Genomic DNA, 16,025 nt, shown 5'->3' with positions numbered 1-16,025 from the left:
ATATGTCTACACTTTCATTATCTGGGATATTTTTAGCATTAGTGGCGCTGTTTGCTGGGGTTGTTGTCCCTATCCAAGCAGCAAGCAATGCAGTATTAGCCCGCCACTTAGGCCATCCACTATGGGCCAGTGCCGTTTCACTGGTGATTAGCATAATTGTCCTGATCCCATTACTCTTTGTTTTTAAGGTCCCAAAACCTAATTTTAGCGCTGAATTGTTTCATCAACCCCTTTGGATTTGGTTTGGGGGAATTGCGGGCATGCTTTACCTCACTTCTGCTCTTATTTTGGTGCCAAAAATTGGTAGCACGACTTTCTTTGTGATGGTGATTGCAGGTCAATTAATGATTTCAGCTTTGATAGAGCACTTTGGGTGGTTTGGTATGCCACAAAACCCAATTCCACTCGGAAAGATACTGGGCATCGGTTTAGTGGTGACAGGCGTGTTCTGTGTTCAAATGGCACGTAAATAATGCACACAAAAATACCCGCAAAAATTGCGGGTATTTTATTTAATGAAATATCCTAATATTATTTTCTTCTGGTCAATAACGAAACAACCACGGCAACAATAATATTCAGAATAAATGCAGCAATACCAATATTCATAAAGCTTAAGCCTTCCCCTAACCATGGGAAGAGCTGCGCTAAGGATATTTTTTCAATATAAGTAACTGCAAGGAATAATACCCCTGCTGCAATACCACAAATTGCGCCCGCCGATGTCATCGGGTTATGTTGTTTAAAACTCATCAATAACGCAGGGAAAAATTGCGCCACAATATTCACACCGAGCAACATTATTGCCACTAACGTGTCATTACTGTGGAAAATAAAGTACAAGCTCACCAGTGCAACTAACGGCACCATATAGCGTGCATACACGCCGGACTGGCGTTTTTCTTCACTCGCACCTACCGCTTTTTGTACCACACCCGCTAACATATTTGAGGTCGTTAACAGTAACATAGAACCCGGTACTAACGCCGTTAGCATCCCTGCCGCACCGATAAAACCAACGACAACAGGTGAAAAGGTTTCTTTCGAAATTTCAAACAGTGATAAATCCACAGCAGAGCCTTCAAGGTGTGGAATTTGTAATATCGCCGCATAACCGACAAAAAAGGCAAATAGCATAATCAAGCTGTACGCAGGAATTAAAATACTATTTCGCTTGAGGGATTTTTCATCTTTTGCCGTAAATACCGCCGCCATATAGTGAGGCCAACAGAAATACGCTACAACAGATAGGAATATTGTGGAAATATACCAAGGAATATTCAGCCCTGTTTTTGGGAAGGTTAAAAAGCTTGGCATGGCGGTATCAATCGCTTTAAACATATCGCCAAAGCTACCGTAATAATGTAGCGGAATATAAATCCCAATAAATACCACGACAATTAAGATCATTAAATCTTTCAGAGCAGATGTCCAAGCTGACCCATGAATACCCGAAATCATCACAAACAACGTGACTGCGATAATCCCAATCCAAATGGCCATATCCGCAGGAATAGCCCCATAAGACGCTTGTGAAACAATAATGCCAAGGCCTTTCAATTGGAGCACAAATAAAGGCACCATCGCCGCAATGGAAATTAAGCTAATTAATAACCCAAGCCCTTGACTGTTATATTTCTTAGTAAATAATTCAGAAATAGTTCTGACATCATTATCTTTTGCAAACCGCCAAACACGCGGATGCACCCAATACAAAAAGATCCCCATAAAGGCATTAACCGCTAAGGTATAGAGGATGGCAGGCCCTTTACCGTATGCCCAACCGCTCCCGCCGAGGAAGGTAAAGGTAGTGTAGATTTCCCCTGCACTAAGTAGGAAAACGAGTAGCGCCCCGTAACTTCGCCCGCCCACTGACCACCCTTCGTGGTCCATAGTTTTTCCTTTTTTGGCTCTAATCGCCAAATAAACACTGAAAAGGAAAAAAACGGCAATAATAATTAATGCGGAGCTCATGAAGTTTCCTTAAGATTTTTACTGTCTAACACATTAATTAATAACATGACGAGTGCTGTCACAATCACCCATGCCACAATCCAAAACATCAAAAAAGGCAGCCCCATGACAAAGGGTTCAACTTCATTGGCATAATAGATCCCGACGGTTAACGCCAAGATCGGGAAAATAACGAGGTAGTGATACCATCTCATAAAAAGTCCTTATTTTTATTATTTAAGAGACACCAATTCACGAGGCAAATGACTTAACATTTCAACGCCATCTTCTGTAATCAGTAACATATCTTCAATCATAATACCGCCCACGCCAATACCGTAATAAGGCGTTTCCAAGCTCATGACCATTCCTGCACGAAACACTTCAGTGGTTGCTGCACTGACAAAAGGCGCTTCTTCTAAACCAACAAATACACCGTCACCATGTCCCAGATGTCCACGGTTATAGTGTGGTAAACCTGATGAACGAATTAATGCCATCGTTTCATTGAATACATCACTTAACGCCACCCCTGATGCAATGCGGCTTAACATATATTGATGGCCTTTTAATATGGTTTGGTAAATCGCATTGACTTTATCATTCGGTTTACCCACCACAAAAGTACGTGCAATATCTGCACCGTATCCCGCCACATCCACACCGCAGTCAAACTTAATTAAGTCCCCTTCTTTTGCTGGTACATTGTCTGGCAACATTTTTGGGGAAAAATCACTTCCCACTGAAATTAAGTGAAAACGACTGTAATTGGTTTCAGGAAAAGACATGACTTTGGCTTTAAAAGCGGCGGTTAATTCTGCTGATGTACAACCAACACGAATAAGTTGACTTGCAGCTTTAATGCCTGCCTCAGTAATTTGAGCTGATTTTCTCAAATGATTGATTTCCCATTCACTTTTTATCATGCGTAATTCATTAAAAAGTGGTGAAGAATCAACTAAGTTTAGTTCTGGAATGACTTTGTCTAACCAATTTTTACCTGTGTAGGTAATTTGGTTAAGCTCAATCGCAACTGGCTTGCCATACACACCCGCCTCAGATAAAGCGTCCTTTAATAAGTTAAAAATGGTTTCAATTGGGCTATTTATCGGCCTTGCTTTTACCACTTTGCCGTTATCTGGGTTATAAGGATCGTCAACATCCACCCAGATTGGGAAAGTTTTAATTTGAGCGTTTGGCATTTCCAAGCTTAAATTTGCCGCTTCAAACTCATTCATGATCACCAGTGATTTCACGGCGGGGTCACGGAAAATCACGGCAATCGCTGAGCCTGTTTGCCTAAAGGTATACATAAAGAAGCTCGCAAAGCCTGTTAAGTGATAAAAATTATCCCCAACTGTAGCAATTAGCGCTTCAATCCCCTCACGCGCCATAATTTCACGTGCTTTATTTGTTACGTTTTCAAGGTGCTGTTGTTTTAAAAGTGACTCTGTTTTTTGAATTGTCATTGTTATTTTCTCAATCCGTCGTTCTGTATCGCTAAATAATTTCACAATATGACAAGCGAAATAATAAGTTCGCTTATTATATCGAGAGTTGAAATGAATACATCGTGTAAGGTGCAAGTAGGATATAACTAATAGTTATATATTAGTCAAAAATTAACCTTGCTAGAGATTTGAATTTTGATGAAAAAATTAAAAGGACTACAGAAAATAGTCCTTTTACGATTTAAATCTGAGTGGTTATGGGTTTTCAGCACAAGTGATGGCTTTTTCGGACTCATTATTGCGCGTCAGCCATAACGAGAGCGCTTTTAGTGAGTCTGGGGTGAATTCATCACAACGAGCGCTGATTTCTTTTGGTGTTAACCAGCTCACCTCTGCTACTTCAGACTCTTGCAGCGCAAATGGACCATGACTAACACAGCTAAATAACCCACCCCACACGCGGCAATGCTCATCTTCGAAATAAAAATGACCATGCTCTGCGAATGGTACGCCAGCGATCCCCAACTCTTCTTCCGCTTCACGTTTTGCGGAGTCCAGAATATTTTCACCTTGGGTAACAACACCACCTGCGGTGGCATCGAGAAAACCAGGGTGGAAATCTTTAATGTCAGTACGTCGTTGGACTAAGATTTTCCCCATCCCATCATGCACAACAATATACGTCGCACGATGCCGTAAATTTTCAGCGCGCATTTGGCTGCGGGTTGCCTGAGCAATAACGCTATTATCCTCATCGACAATATCGACCCATTCAACGACTTCGGTTTGTTGTTCCATCCTGTAAACCTTTTATAATTAAGCTAAAAATAGCTTATGCCATAGATTGATTGCCACGACATGTCAGACAATACAACGGGCTTTTACTCGCACTTAGTCGTCGATCCTAGCCCAATTTTCACTTGGTTGCTATCACAAATAAACACTTCTTATCACATAGCTCATAGAGCTTTTGTCTTTTTTGCGATAACGTAGGCAAATCACACAATTTGTGCTCACAGATGCTATAGTTAAATCATAAAACCTATGGAAACATTGTATTAGCGTGATGACTTGATCTTAATGAGATAGTAGCTAGGCAACTAGGGCAGACAACAACGCTGCGGCTTGAATAACAATCCCCTAAATAGTTCAAATTGCAGCTAGGCGTCAAACGAAGGCATCCTTAGGAGCATACACAAGTATGTGACTAAGGTAACTGAGTGCAGACAACAACGCTGCGGCTTGAAATATGACGGGGATGAGGAGCATACACAAGTATGTGACTTAAGGTATTGAGTGCAGACAACAACGCTGCGGTTTGAAATATGACGGGGATGGCAATGAAAATACTCATAACAGGCGGAACAGGGTTAATCGGCACCCCTCTGGTTCAAAAATTAATCGCCCTTGATCATCAGGTCACTGTATTAAGCCGTTCGCCACAAAAAGTGTATAGCCACTTTTGTAAAGCTGTCGAGTGTTGGACAACGTTAAATGATGTCAATGATCTTAACGGCTTTAATGCCGTTATTAATTTAGCTGGCGAACCTATTGCTGAAAAACGCTGGACGGATGAGCAAAAAAAACACCTTTGTGATAGCCGTTGGAAAATTACCCAGCGACTCGCTGAACTTATTACTGCGAGTGATACTCCCCCTTCTGTATTTTTATCTGGCTCTGCGGTTGGTTACTATGGTGACCAAGGGCAAGTTGTTGTCACTGAAGACGAACAACCCCACGACGAATTTACCCATCAACTTGCTCAACATTGGGAAGCCCTTGCTGAAAATGCCGCGTCCGACAAAACTCGCGTGTGTTTATTACGTACAGGCCTTGTCTTATCCCCCAATGGCGGTGTATTAGGTAAAATCCTACCTATTTTCAAAATGGGTGCTGGTGGCCCAATCGGTCACGGCAAACAGTACATGCCATGGATACATATCAACGATATGGTCAATGCGATTTACTTTTTACTGACTACCCCAACGCTTTCAGGCCCGTTCAATATAACTGCGCCTTATCCTGTGCATAATGATCAATTCACCGCTATTTTAGGGGATGTACTCAACCGCCCTTCTTTTATCCGCACGCCTGCGTTTGTGATAAAAACTATTTTAGGTGAATCCGCGGCTTTAGTATTAGGTGGTCAGCAAGCCATACCTAAGCGTTTAGAAGAAGCTGGGTTTGAATTCGAATTTATCGAGTTAAAAATTGCGTTAGAAGACTTATTGGTTGCCAAGGAAAGCTAGCCCTTTTAATGCTCCTAATATACTCATATCTCTAGGCGAGATGGTTTTTACAGAATCCTATACAAATATTTTGTGAAATCATGCATATATATTGCATATAGTAAATACAAAATCATTGAGATTTGAAAGATACAAATTGAAAACATAAGTATGGTATCTATTCGTTAGATAAATTAAGGATGCCATAATGCCTGTCGAAATAAATTCATTAAATAGAACACCCTTTTATCAATCAAAATTTTTAAATTTTTTAGAAACCGATGATTCTCAGTTTTTCAAAGAGAACATCCTAAAGATTTCAAACTCAAAAGAACCTTTCACCGGTTTTTGTTATGGCGCATCTGTCAAATTCTTACACTATAGTGATAAAGATTTAGAGCAAGAATATATTAATATTTACAATAGATACTTAGATAATGTCAAAACTAACAACACGGTAATACAAAAAAAATACAGTAATTCAGCGATGACCTCTGTTTCAGACTATAAGAATTACACAGAAAAAAACATATCATTAAACAGGGAAACAAACTTCTCAAGGAAATATTTGATATACAAAAATTACAATGTGAATCCGTAAACAATTGTAATTTAGCCCTACCTATTCCATTATCCTCACCTATCCTTGAAGAAAAAAATTTTTTTAAATTAATAGACTTAGCTTTGAATGAAAACCTTAAAGGGTGTGAACACGAAAACGATAGAATGCTAAAAATAACTATGGTGCCCATAATTTCAGAAAACAGAAAATGTGCAAAAAAAACACATACATTAAATGAAAATTCAAGCCTAGAAAATGATACAATAAAAGAAACGTATCGTTTTGTTGAATCGGCCACTGATACCAAATCGAATCAAAAGAAAATTAATAGCTTATTAGATTTAATGCAAACATCCACTCAGGGAAAAATAGAAAAACAATGGACAGACCTAAATAAGCAACAAAATCTAACAACTAATATAAAAATACAAGATAAGAGTACAAGGATAACAAAATTAGATGATTTTATAAATTTCATTAAAACAGATAAAAACCAAAATCACATTATTTTAAGCCCAAACCATGCTTGTGCAATAAATATTAAGAAAAATACAAAAAGTGAAACCTATCAATTTTTTGACCCCAATGAAGGCATTTACAAATCTAATAACTTCGATGAATTCGCTTGCTTCCTAAAAAATTTTATGGATAAACATCAGGAATATGAATTTATAAAAGACAGCGACTCTAATTATCAACTTTCATTTGTTAAACTTAATAGAACAGCCCAAAATTCAGATAAATATAATACAAAAAAGGTTTTTGATAGTAATTTAAAAACAAACAAATTACTTGCATTAGATAACTTTGAGGTACTATTCAAAAGAAAATCATTCAAAAATTTGATGTTAAAAAACAAAAACTATCGCATTGTACACCGCCATTTTGACAAGAAAAATCACCTTGTGACATTGGCATTTCATTACACTAAATCAAAGAATGATATGAAAAAGACCATCTATTCATCGAACATTGTTACCCCGATCCTTCATCAGGTTATTCAAAATAACCTCGCACTATTGAAAAAAATGGATGGGGACATTTTCATTGATAAAAAAGGCAATATTTACCCTGTCGCACCCAATATTTCTATGGATGATTTTGATCTTAACACTGACCCTAGTGTTATGTTTGGCTCAAAAACACTTAATAACCAAGTATAAATACTGTCTTAATTTATTTGGTACCTTGCCAACGATTAAATAAATCCTGCTCAAGTTCAATATCAAATTGGTCAAGAACACGGTTCACCGTTTGATTAACAATATCTTGGATAGTTTGTGGTTGATGATAAAACGCTGGCATGGGCGGCATAATCACGGCGCCCATTTCGGCAGCTTGCACCATTAATTTCAAATGCCCAACATGTAATGGCGTTTCACGTACTCCAAGGACTAATTTCTTGCCTTCTTTGAGTACAACATCCGCCGCTCTTGTCACTAAGGTGTCGGTATAGCTGTGAACAATGCCAGAAAGGGTTTTCATGGTACACGGCATAATCACCATGCCTGCGGTGCGAAATGAACCTGATGAAATGGCCGCCGCAATATCGCGGCTATCGTAGTTATGGTCAGCAAGTTGCTGCACATCTTTAACGCTATACTGGGTTTCTAGCGCTAGCGTTTGGCGGGCAGCGGCGCTCATCACTAAATGGGTTTCAACCTGTTCAACAGGTTTCAGTACCTCAAGCAACCTGACGCCATAAACCGCCCCACTCGCTCCAGTTAACCCAATAATCAGCTTTTTCATTTCTCTGCCCAATCCACGGTAATTTCTGAAGATTATATACTAAATTACGTGCGGTTGTTGGCGTCTATCCGAATAATCAATATTCCTAGGGCGTTACTTAACGAATACCTTAAATTATTCATTTTGTAGCCTCTACAGAATGAATTTTCTAGATAGTTTAAGTTACAGCTAGGCGGCAAAGAAGCTATCCCAAGGAGCATACAAAAGTATGTGACTTGGGTAGCTGAATGAAGCCAACAACGCTGTAACTCAAACTATGACGAAAATTTTAGCCTTCGTTGTAGATTTCCAAATCCTCAACTTCACTCTTATCTTTCAACTTCAGTTCGTCGTCTTTGCGCAAGTTTTCCAGATAATCTAAATAACTTTGGTCAATGTCTTTGGTGACGTAAATACCGTCGAATACTGAGCATTCAAATTCGGTGATCTCTGGATTCTCTTCTTGAACGGCTGCCACTAAATCCGTTAAATCTTGGAAAATTAACCCATCTGCACCAATTAATTTGCGAATTTCATCCACTTCACGGCCATGAGCAATCAACTCGTTCGCATTTGGCATATCAATACCATACACGTTCGGGAAGCGAACTTCCGGCGCTGCTGAAGCAAAATAGACATTCTTCGCACCCGCTTCACGCGCTAATTCAACAATTTGCTCAGAGGTTGTGCCGCGCACAATAGAGTCATCGATTAATAACACATTCTTATCGCGAAACTCTGCGCGGTTTGCATTCAGTTTACGGCGCACCGATTTACGACGCTCTTGTTGACCTGGCATGATAAACGTACGCCCGACATAACGGTTTTTAACAAAACCTTGGCGGTATGGTTTATTCAGGATATGGGCGATTTCTAAAGCAATATCGCAAGAGGTTTCAGGGATTGGGATCACCACATCGATGTTAAGATCTTCCCACTCACGCGCAATTTTCGCACCGAGTTTTTGCCCCATACGCAACCTTGCGTTATACACCGATACTTTGTCGATAAAGGAATCTTGGCGAGCAAAATAGACGTATTCAAAAATACATGGCGTCAATTGTGGGTTGTCAGAGCATTGGCGTGTGAATAATTGGCCTTTTTCTGTGACATATACCGCTTCGCCTGGAGCAACATCACGTAAAAATTCAAAGCCGAGTGTATCAAGCGCAACACTTTCAGAAGCCACCATGTACTCATGTTCACCATTTTCGGTGATACGGCGGCCTAATACTAATGGTCGAATACCATGTGGGTCGCGAAATGCTAACATGCCATGGCCGATAATCAGTGCCACACATGCGTAAGCGCCACGCAATTTTTTGTGCATCGCAGCGACTGCGCTAAAGACGTTGTCTGGCTCAAGAGGGAAATGATCGAATCTGTCCAGCTCATATGCCAACACATTGAGTAAAATTTCAGAATCCGAGGTCGTATTAACATGACGACGCGCGGTTTCAAATAAACTCCGTGTGAGTTCATGTGCGTTTGTCAGATTACCATTATGAGCAAGTGTGATACCAAACGGTGAGTTCACGTAAAAAGGCTGCGCTTCTGAAGCACTGGAACTGCCTGCGGTTGGGTAACGAACATGCCCTAACCCCATGCAGCCTTGTAATCGAAGCATATGGCGAGTTTCAAACACATCCTTCACAAGGCCATTAGCTTTACGTAAACGAATATTATTTTTGCCATCAATGGTGGCAATACCTGCTGCATCTTGCCCACGGTGCTGAAGCACTGTTAAAGCATCATAAATTGATTGGTTAACTGGTGTAACACCAGCGATCCCGACAATACCGCACATTTGGTCTTTCCTCATCAGCCAGACGGAGAAATGTTCTCCGGTAGGAAACTTGACGCATTTTGCAGGTAGTCAAAAAACCACCTGATAATATGACTGAACTGTGGAATAAACTCTGAACGCTGCCAATCCTCACTTTGAGGAAGCGGTGTAAAGGTATCGAGAAAGAACAACAAGGCCGATACAATCAACACACCACGCAGTGCACCGAAGCAAATCCCCAGAACACGATCTGTGCCTGATAACCCGGTTTTTTGCACTAAAGAGCTAATCACATAATTTACCACCGCGCCCACAATTAATGTGGCAATAAATAATGCGGCGATTGCGATGCCATTTCGCACTAGTACGTCCTCAAAGCGGGTAAAATAGTCCGCTAAATAAGGGTAAAATGTACTTGCGACAAAAAAAGCACAGCCCCATGTCACCAGTGATAGTGCCTCACGAACAAAACCACGGATCAAGCTAACCAGTGCCGAGAAGCCAATAATGGCGATAATTGCGTAATCTATCCAGACCATATTTCATCCAAAATTTGCACTCACGACATCAGCGAAGTGCATTCTAACAGAAAACGAAAACGTTTGCGTAACCATTTTTCTATCAATTTACAAAAAATAACGGCGAAAAGAAAAAATCATAATCGCCGCAGTAAGTTACTAAATCCCCTTACCTTTTAGGGATTATTGTGTCTATTTATTAGGGTTTAAATGTTTGAATTATCCCTTTTGTTCCTGTAATCGCGTTAAGTTCAGGAAGAGCGGCTTCTAGCTTCTGCCTTGATGCTTCTGGTCCAACATAAATACGCGTGAGTTTATTGTTCACGGGCTTCGCTGGAACGGTATACACTTGGTAACCCGATAACCGCAACTTCGCCACAATCTCCTCAACCTTGCTGGCATTGTTCAATGCAATAACTTGAACAACAAACGCTTTGCCTTGCGGCTCAGGTTTAACCTCTGGCTTCGGTTCAGGCTTGAGTTCAGGTTTCGGCTGTGGTTTTGGTTCCGGCTTAGGTTCTGGTTTGGGTTCTGGCTTCGGCTCAGGTTTGATTGGCTCAACTGTTGCAGGGACGTTTGCCGCCACTTGTTCATTTTGCTGCTGGGTAATTGCCTCTGATAACATAGCCTCAGAGGCCCCTTCCGAAGGAGCACTTGCAGCATTAGGCGCTATCGGTGCAATCGCTTCGATATCTTCTTCGTCACCCGGCTTCGGGATAATAGGAATGGCCGCAAATTCATTTTCATTATATTTCTTATCGCCATCAAGAAGCGCAGGAAGTACGATAACCCCTGCGGCAACCAGAACAATGACACCAGCAAGACGATTTTGAAATTTACTAGCCACCAGCACTATCCTTTTTGGTTTTCTAATAACATCATGACATGAGCGACGGTGTGGAATGACCCACAAACCACAATCACGTCTTGTTCTTGCGCATCAACACAGGCTTGCTGCCACGCTTTTTCCACACAATCAAATACATTGGCCTTAGCGACATGTTGGCTCAATTGTGCCACATCTGCCCCCCTAAATTCAGTCAATGGGGCAAGATACCAATCCGTCACCGCCTGCGATAAACACTCAAGGGTGCCTTTAATGTCTTTATCGCCAAGCATTCCGACTACAGCACGAATATGACGACCTTCAACCGCAGGTAAGCCAGCTAATTTACTCACTAAATACCCGGCTGCGTGAGGGTTATGCGCCACATCCAAAATCATTAACGGCTTCTCACCAATAATTTGGAAGCGCCCTGGTAATTGGGCTGATTTCAAACCTTGATGAATAGCAGCATCCGTGACTTTTTTTGCAATATCCGCATCTATTTGCAGTAAGCAGCTAATCACACCTAGCGCTGTTGCTGCATTTGCTAATGGCACATTCGGTAATGGCAGATTATGCCACTCACGTTGTGAACTTTGCCAAGACCAACTCGCTGATTGCTCGCTGTATTGCCAATCGACGCCACGGCGAAACAGTATCGTGCCAATTTTATCGGCATATTGCCCAATCGAGTCCAGCATGTCAGGCTCACCCACCACGCCATAATGACCTTGGCGAAAAATACCCGCTTTTTCATGCCCAATATGTTCACGGTCAGACCCCAGCCAATCAGTGTGGTCGAGCGCAATACTGGTAATGGCAGCAATATCGGCATCCACCACGTTGGTGGCATCTAAACGTCCACCTAAGCCCACTTCTAAGATAACGATATCCAGTTTAGCTTGCTTAAATAATTGTAGTGCAGCCAACGTGCCATATTCAAAGTAAGTGAGCGAAATATTTTCACGCTGCGCTTCAATGGTGGCAAACGCTTCACAGAAATCAGACTCAGTAAGTTCTTGCCCTTGAATACGCACACGTTCGGTGTAACGCACTAAATGCGGAGAACTGTAAACACCCACTTTTAGCCCCGCCGCCATCAAAATTGATTCCAGCGTATGGCAAGTGGTGCCTTTTCCATTGGTGCCTGTAACGGTGATAACTCTAGGAGCAGGTTGCGTCAGGTTCATATGCCGAGCAACTTGGCCGACTCGTTCCAACCCCATATCGATATTTTGGCTATGCAGGTCGGTGAGATAAGAAAGCCAAGCCTCCAAAGGAGACTTGGCTGTAGGAATGATTAGATTACTCATCATCTTTTTTATGCTTTGCAGAATCCTTTTCTGGTTCTTCGGCATTGATCTCATCAATGGCATTCAGGTCGATTTCTACCGTTTCTGCCACAATGATTGGCGTTTCAGTGAAACTTGGTTTGTTGGTTAACATCGCCAAAATTTCAGCCAGACGATCACGCATTTCAGGGCGACGAACGATCATGTCGATGGCGCCTTTTTCCAGTAAGAATTCACTGCGCTGGAAGCCTTGTGGCAGCTTTTCACGCACAGTTTGTTCGATAACACGTGGGCCTGCGAAGCCGATCAGCGCTTTCGGTTCTGCCACGTTGATATCACCTAACATGGCTAAACTTGCTGAAACACCGCCCATGGTTGGGTCAGTTAACACAGAAATGTATGGTAAACCACGCTCTTGCATTTTTGCTAAAGCAGCACTGGTTTTCGCCATTTGCATCAATGATAACAACGCTTCTTGCATACGTGCGCCGCCACTTGATGAAAAACATACCAGTGGGCAGTTATCTTCCAGTGCTTGCTCTACCGCACGGACAAAACGCGCACCCACGACGGAGGCCATTGAACCACCCATAAAAGCAAATTCAAACGCAGCAGCGACGACAGGCATCCCTTTTAAGGTTCCTTTCATCACGATCATTGCATCTTTTTCGCCTGTTTCTTTCTGTGCTGCCGTAATGCGGTCTTTGTATTTTTTTGAGTCTTTGAACTTGAGAATATCTTTTGGCTCAAGTTCACTACCGAGTTCTGTCGTAGAATTTTCATCAAGGAAAGTTTCTAAGCGCTGACGGGCATGGATACGCATATGGTGGTCACATTTTGGACACACAGATAAATTGCGTTCTAATTCAGCACCGTATAAAACTTGTCCGCAACTATCGCATTTAGTCCAAACCCCTTCTGGGATGTTGGCTTTGTGAGATTGGGTCAAGTTACCTTTCTTTAAAATTTTTTCAATCCAGCTCATTAATGGACCTTTTTGTCTGATTCACTCTGGTTATCACCAGTATGTAATTTTTTGCCATTAAACCACAATGATATCTCACTGTAGATAAAAACTTTTTAAACCACTTAGTGGTTATCGATTTTTTGCGCTGCCGCACGCTTTTCTTTTGCTGCAATTCGGCGATGGCGAATAATTTCAACCACACCCGGCAGAATTGAAACAAAGATAATCGCGACTATCAGTAATTTCAAATTCTTTTGTACGAACGGTAATTCACCGAAGAAATACCCTGCATAAGTGAATAATAATACCCAAATAAATGCGCCCGTCACATTATAAAATGCAAAGTGACGATAAGACATTTTGCCCATTCCTGCAACGAAAGGTGCAAAAGTTCTGACTATCGGCACGAAACGCGCCAGTATAATCGCTTTACCGCCGTGTTTTTCATAAAATGCATGGGTTTTGTCTAAATAGACTCGACGAAAAATCTTTGAATCTGGATTTTTAAATAATCTTTCCCCAAAAATACGCCCAATCGTATAGTTTACCGCATCACCAATAATTGCCGCTGTAATCATTAACGCTACCATTAAATGCACGTTGAGTTCATTACTGTCTAAGGACGAAATGGCGCCCGCGACAAATAATAACGAATCCCCCGGCAAAAATGGTGTGACCACTAACCCTGTTTCACAAAATAGGATCAGGAACAGAATACCATATACCCACGTGCCATAATCTCTGACCAGTTCAGCGAGGTGCACATCGATATGTAAAATAAAGTCGATAATAAAACTGATAAATTCCATATAATCCTCATTAATAATAGCATCCGTGCTATTTGCAGTAATTATGAGATAAAGTTAACGTCGATTTACATCAGTTCATCGTCAAGAAAAAGTGGCCCCATGACATTACTTGGGAGCGCAAATTTCTCTGGATAATCCACACTGACCAAATAAAGCCCTTCCGCTTTTGCCGTGGCGGCAGCCTTAGTTCGGTCTTTTAATTCAAGAAGATGAGCCATCCAATCAATCTCTTGATTGCCACAGCCAATCTCCAGCAAACTACCAACAATGTTTCTCACCATATGGTGTACAAACGCATTTGCTTTAATATCCACCACCACATAGTTCCCGTGGCGGCTCACATTGACGTGCATTACATTACGCCAAGGTGTTCTAGACTGACACTGGACTGCTCTGAATGAGGTGAAATCACGCTCTCCAATCAGTGCCTGTGCCGCGTCGTGCATTCGTTTTTCATCCAGTGGATAATGAAAATGGGTCACACCACTGGATAAAATAGCGGGCCGATAACGATGATTAAAAATCACATAGCGATAGCGGCGCGCCGTTGCACTAAAGCGTGCATGAAACTCATCATTTACAGGTTGGCACCAACGTACCGCAATATCTGGCGGTAAATGGGTGTTCGCCCCCATCGTCCAAGCCGCTTCTTTGCGTTCAGCCGAAGTTTCAAAATGCACCACTTGCCCCGTTGCGTGAACGCCTGCGTCTGTTCGACCCGCGCAAAACACGCCAATCGGCTCAGCGGCAATTTTCGACAAGGCTTCCTCAAGGCAGCCTTGTATACTTTTTACTTCTTGTTGGCGTTGCCAACCAAAATACCGGCTGCCGTTGTATTCAATACCTAACGCGATACGATGCAACTTTGTTGACTCGGACATCAGTAAAACAGCTCCTGAGCCAGTTTTTCTGCCGTTTCAACCGCCATTAATGCACCACCGAAACGTACGTTATCCGCAACTGACCAGAACTGTAAAATTTCAGGAATACCATAGTCATTACGCACACAGCCAATACTAAGCTGGTCATTACCCGATGCTTCAGTCACTTGCGTTGGATAATCACCCTCTTCTGAGACCTGAATATCGTCAAAACGTTCAAATTCATCGTTCGCTTCTTCTGCACTGATTGGGCGTAGCGTTTCTAAATGGACAACTTGCGCATTACCATAGAAAACAGGGGATTGAATAAAACTAACGGCGACAGGTAAACCGTCGTCCTGCAATACTTTACGCACCTGTTCAACTAAGCGACGTTCATGCGACACACTGCCATCCATGTCCGCCAATAATGGCAACATGTTGAAGGCTAATTGTTTACTAAAACGCCCTTCTTCTGCGGGAATACCGTTTAATAAACGAGCACTTTGCCCCGCCAATTCGTCAACTGCGGCTTTACCATAGCTAGAAACAGACAACATATTGGTTAATGTGATACGGCCTAAACCTGCAGCATCCACTAACGGCTTAATTGCTGTTAATAACTGGCTAACTGCGCTATCTGCTAATGAAATAATATTACGGTTACGGTAATCAGCTAATACTTGTGGGTTCACACTCGGCACAATTAATGGCACATCAGGTTCTTGGGCAAATACGCCGCTAGTATCAATCACGATGCAGCCATCTTGTGCTGCGGACTCTGCATATTGTAGCGAAGCCGCTTCACCTGCCGCGAAAAAGGCCATTTGAGCTTGTGACCAATCGAAGTCTTTGGCATCAATAACTTGAATACTTTTGCCATTAACACGCACGCTCTCTCCCGCACTGCGTTCGCTGGCCAGTAAATACAGCTCACCGACTGGGAATTCTCTTTCTTGTAACAGTGAAATTATCGCTTCACCCACAGCACCGGTTGCACCCAATACTGCAACATTCCAACCTTCAGTCATGGCTATTCCTCTAA

Annotated in this window: 17 protein-coding genes; 4 read left to right on the top strand and 13 right to left on the bottom strand. The window is 41.9% G+C overall.

Going from position 1 to position 16,025, the window contains the following annotated elements:
- Positions 1-2: 2 nt before the first annotated feature.
- Positions 3-473, top strand: a complete 471-nt coding sequence (locus tag J6836_RS04450; protein WP_219247194.1) for a DMT family transporter — start codon at positions 3-5, stop codon at positions 471-473.
- A 58-nt stretch (positions 474-531) separates the two neighbouring features.
- Here J6836_RS04450 and J6836_RS04445 read toward each other — a convergent pair whose 3' ends face one another.
- The 4 genes from J6836_RS04445 to yfcD form a co-directional block, all read right to left on the bottom strand.
- Entirely contained in the window at positions 532-1,974 is a 1,443-nt protein-coding gene (locus J6836_RS04445) for a sodium:solute symporter family protein (protein ID WP_219247192.1), read from the bottom strand.
- Positions 1,971-2,168, bottom strand: a complete 198-nt coding sequence (locus tag J6836_RS04440; RefSeq protein ID WP_219247190.1) for a DUF3311 domain-containing protein — start codon at positions 2,166-2,168, stop codon at positions 1,971-1,973. The genes J6836_RS04445 and J6836_RS04440 overlap by 4 nt, the downstream gene beginning before the upstream one ends.
- Positions 2,169-2,186: 18 nt before the next feature.
- A complete protein-coding gene (locus J6836_RS04435; RefSeq protein WP_219247188.1) occupies positions 2,187-3,422 on the bottom strand; it encodes a M24 family metallopeptidase in 1,236 nt (411 codons plus the stop codon).
- Positions 3,423-3,659: 237 nt separating this feature from the next.
- Positions 3,660-4,202 carry an NUDIX hydrolase YfcD gene (yfcD, locus tag J6836_RS04430; protein ID WP_219247185.1) on the bottom strand — a complete coding sequence of 181 codons (543 nt, stop codon included), beginning with the start codon at positions 4,200-4,202 and terminating at the stop codon, positions 3,660-3,662.
- A gap of 542 nt (positions 4,203-4,744) precedes the next feature.
- Here yfcD and J6836_RS04425 point away from each other — a divergent pair.
- The 3 genes from J6836_RS04425 (at position 4,745) to J6836_RS04415 (ending at position 7,357) form a co-directional block, all read left to right on the top strand.
- A complete protein-coding gene (locus J6836_RS04425) occupies positions 4,745-5,653 on the top strand; it encodes a TIGR01777 family oxidoreductase (protein ID WP_219247183.1) in 909 nt (302 codons plus the stop codon).
- Positions 5,654-5,840: 187 nt separating this feature from the next.
- Entirely contained in the window at positions 5,841-6,233 is a 393-nt protein-coding gene (locus J6836_RS04420) for a hypothetical protein (protein ID WP_219247181.1), read from the top strand.
- 83 nt (positions 6,234-6,316) lie between these two features.
- Positions 6,317-7,357, top strand: coding sequence for a hypothetical protein (locus tag J6836_RS04415; RefSeq protein ID WP_219247179.1), 1,041 nt, complete (start codon positions 6,317-6,319; stop codon positions 7,355-7,357).
- Between the two features lie 13 nt (positions 7,358-7,370).
- Here the strand turns inward: J6836_RS04415 and J6836_RS04410 are convergent, their stop codons facing one another.
- The 9 genes from J6836_RS04410 to J6836_RS04370 all read right to left on the bottom strand — a co-directional run bounded on the left by J6836_RS04410 (position 7,371) and on the right by J6836_RS04370 (position 16,011).
- Positions 7,371-7,943, bottom strand: coding sequence for a UbiX family flavin prenyltransferase (locus J6836_RS04410; protein WP_219247177.1), 573 nt, complete (start codon positions 7,941-7,943; stop codon positions 7,371-7,373).
- Positions 7,944-8,211: 268 nt separating this feature from the next.
- Positions 8,212-9,729 carry an amidophosphoribosyltransferase gene (gene purF / locus J6836_RS04405; protein WP_219247176.1) on the bottom strand — a complete coding sequence of 506 codons (1,518 nt, stop codon included), beginning with the start codon at positions 9,727-9,729 and terminating at the stop codon, positions 8,212-8,214.
- Between the two features lie 14 nt (positions 9,730-9,743).
- Positions 9,744-10,247 carry a colicin V production protein gene (gene cvpA, locus J6836_RS04400; RefSeq protein ID WP_206082374.1) on the bottom strand — a complete coding sequence of 168 codons (504 nt, stop codon included), beginning with the start codon at positions 10,245-10,247 and terminating at the stop codon, positions 9,744-9,746.
- A 178-nt stretch (positions 10,248-10,425) separates the two neighbouring features.
- Positions 10,426-11,073, bottom strand: coding sequence for a cell division protein DedD (gene dedD / locus J6836_RS04395; protein WP_219247174.1), 648 nt, complete (start codon positions 11,071-11,073; stop codon positions 10,426-10,428).
- A 5-nt stretch (positions 11,074-11,078) separates the two neighbouring features.
- Positions 11,079-12,368: a bifunctional tetrahydrofolate synthase/dihydrofolate synthase gene (gene folC, locus J6836_RS04390; protein WP_219247172.1), complete on the bottom strand. Its 1,290-nt coding sequence runs from the start codon at positions 12,366-12,368 to the stop codon at positions 11,079-11,081.
- Positions 12,358-13,329: an acetyl-CoA carboxylase, carboxyltransferase subunit beta gene (gene accD, locus J6836_RS04385; protein ID WP_219247170.1), complete on the bottom strand. Its 972-nt coding sequence runs from the start codon at positions 13,327-13,329 to the stop codon at positions 12,358-12,360. Before accD ends, folC begins: the two co-directional genes overlap by 11 nt.
- Positions 13,330-13,433: 104 nt before the next feature.
- Positions 13,434-14,120 carry a DedA family protein gene (locus tag J6836_RS04380; protein ID WP_206082378.1) on the bottom strand — a complete coding sequence of 229 codons (687 nt, stop codon included), beginning with the start codon at positions 14,118-14,120 and terminating at the stop codon, positions 13,434-13,436.
- A gap of 65 nt (positions 14,121-14,185) precedes the next feature.
- On the bottom strand, positions 14,186-15,001 hold the full coding sequence (truA, locus tag J6836_RS04375) for a tRNA pseudouridine(38-40) synthase TruA (RefSeq protein ID WP_219247168.1): 816 nt from the start codon (positions 14,999-15,001) through the stop codon (positions 14,186-14,188).
- Entirely contained in the window at positions 15,001-16,011 is a 1,011-nt protein-coding gene (locus tag J6836_RS04370) for an aspartate-semialdehyde dehydrogenase (RefSeq protein ID WP_219247166.1), read from the bottom strand. Before J6836_RS04370 ends, truA begins: the two co-directional genes overlap by 1 nt.
- Positions 16,012-16,025 lie beyond the last annotated feature (14 nt).

Source organism: Providencia sp. R33 (genome assembly GCF_019343475.1).
Lineage (GTDB): Bacteria > Pseudomonadota > Gammaproteobacteria > Enterobacterales > Enterobacteriaceae > Providencia.
The sequence above is the reverse complement of the archived record's forward strand: the minus strand, read 5'-3'. Positions and strand labels throughout refer to the sequence as shown.

Excerpts from the sequence above, each read along its gene's own strand:
- J6836_RS04450 (WP_219247194.1), top strand. The coding sequence starts at position 3 with ATGTCTACACTTTCATTATCTGGGATATTTTTAGCATTAGTGGCGCTG.
- J6836_RS04445 (WP_219247192.1), bottom strand. The coding sequence starts at position 1,974 with ATGAGCTCCGCATTAATTATTATTGCCGTTTTTTTCCTTTTCAGTGTT.
- J6836_RS04440 (WP_219247190.1), bottom strand. The coding sequence starts at position 2,168 with ATGAGATGGTATCACTACCTCGTTATTTTCCCGATCTTGGCGTTAACC.
- J6836_RS04435 (WP_219247188.1), bottom strand. The coding sequence starts at position 3,422 with ATGACAATTCAAAAAACAGAGTCACTTTTAAAACAACAGCACCTTGAA.
- yfcD (WP_219247185.1), bottom strand. The coding sequence starts at position 4,202 with ATGGAACAACAAACCGAAGTCGTTGAATGGGTCGATATTGTCGATGAG.
- J6836_RS04425 (WP_219247183.1), top strand. The coding sequence starts at position 4,745 with ATGAAAATACTCATAACAGGCGGAACAGGGTTAATCGGCACCCCTCTG.
- J6836_RS04420 (WP_219247181.1), top strand. The coding sequence starts at position 5,841 with ATGCCTGTCGAAATAAATTCATTAAATAGAACACCCTTTTATCAATCA.
- J6836_RS04410 (WP_219247177.1), bottom strand. The coding sequence starts at position 7,943 with ATGAAAAAGCTGATTATTGGGTTAACTGGAGCGAGTGGGGCGGTTTAT.
- purF (WP_219247176.1), bottom strand. The coding sequence starts at position 9,729 with ATGTGCGGTATTGTCGGGATCGCTGGTGTTACACCAGTTAACCAATCA.
- cvpA (WP_206082374.1), bottom strand. The coding sequence starts at position 10,247 with ATGGTCTGGATAGATTACGCAATTATCGCCATTATTGGCTTCTCGGCA.
- folC (WP_219247172.1), bottom strand. The coding sequence starts at position 12,368 with ATGATGAGTAATCTAATCATTCCTACAGCCAAGTCTCCTTTGGAGGCT.
- accD (WP_219247170.1), bottom strand. The coding sequence starts at position 13,329 with ATGAGCTGGATTGAAAAAATTTTAAAGAAAGGTAACTTGACCCAATCT.
- J6836_RS04380 (WP_206082378.1), bottom strand. The coding sequence starts at position 14,120 with ATGGAATTTATCAGTTTTATTATCGACTTTATTTTACATATCGATGTG.
- truA (WP_219247168.1), bottom strand. The coding sequence starts at position 15,001 with ATGTCCGAGTCAACAAAGTTGCATCGTATCGCGTTAGGTATTGAATAC.
- J6836_RS04370 (WP_219247166.1), bottom strand. The coding sequence starts at position 16,011 with ATGACTGAAGGTTGGAATGTTGCAGTATTGGGTGCAACCGGTGCTGTG.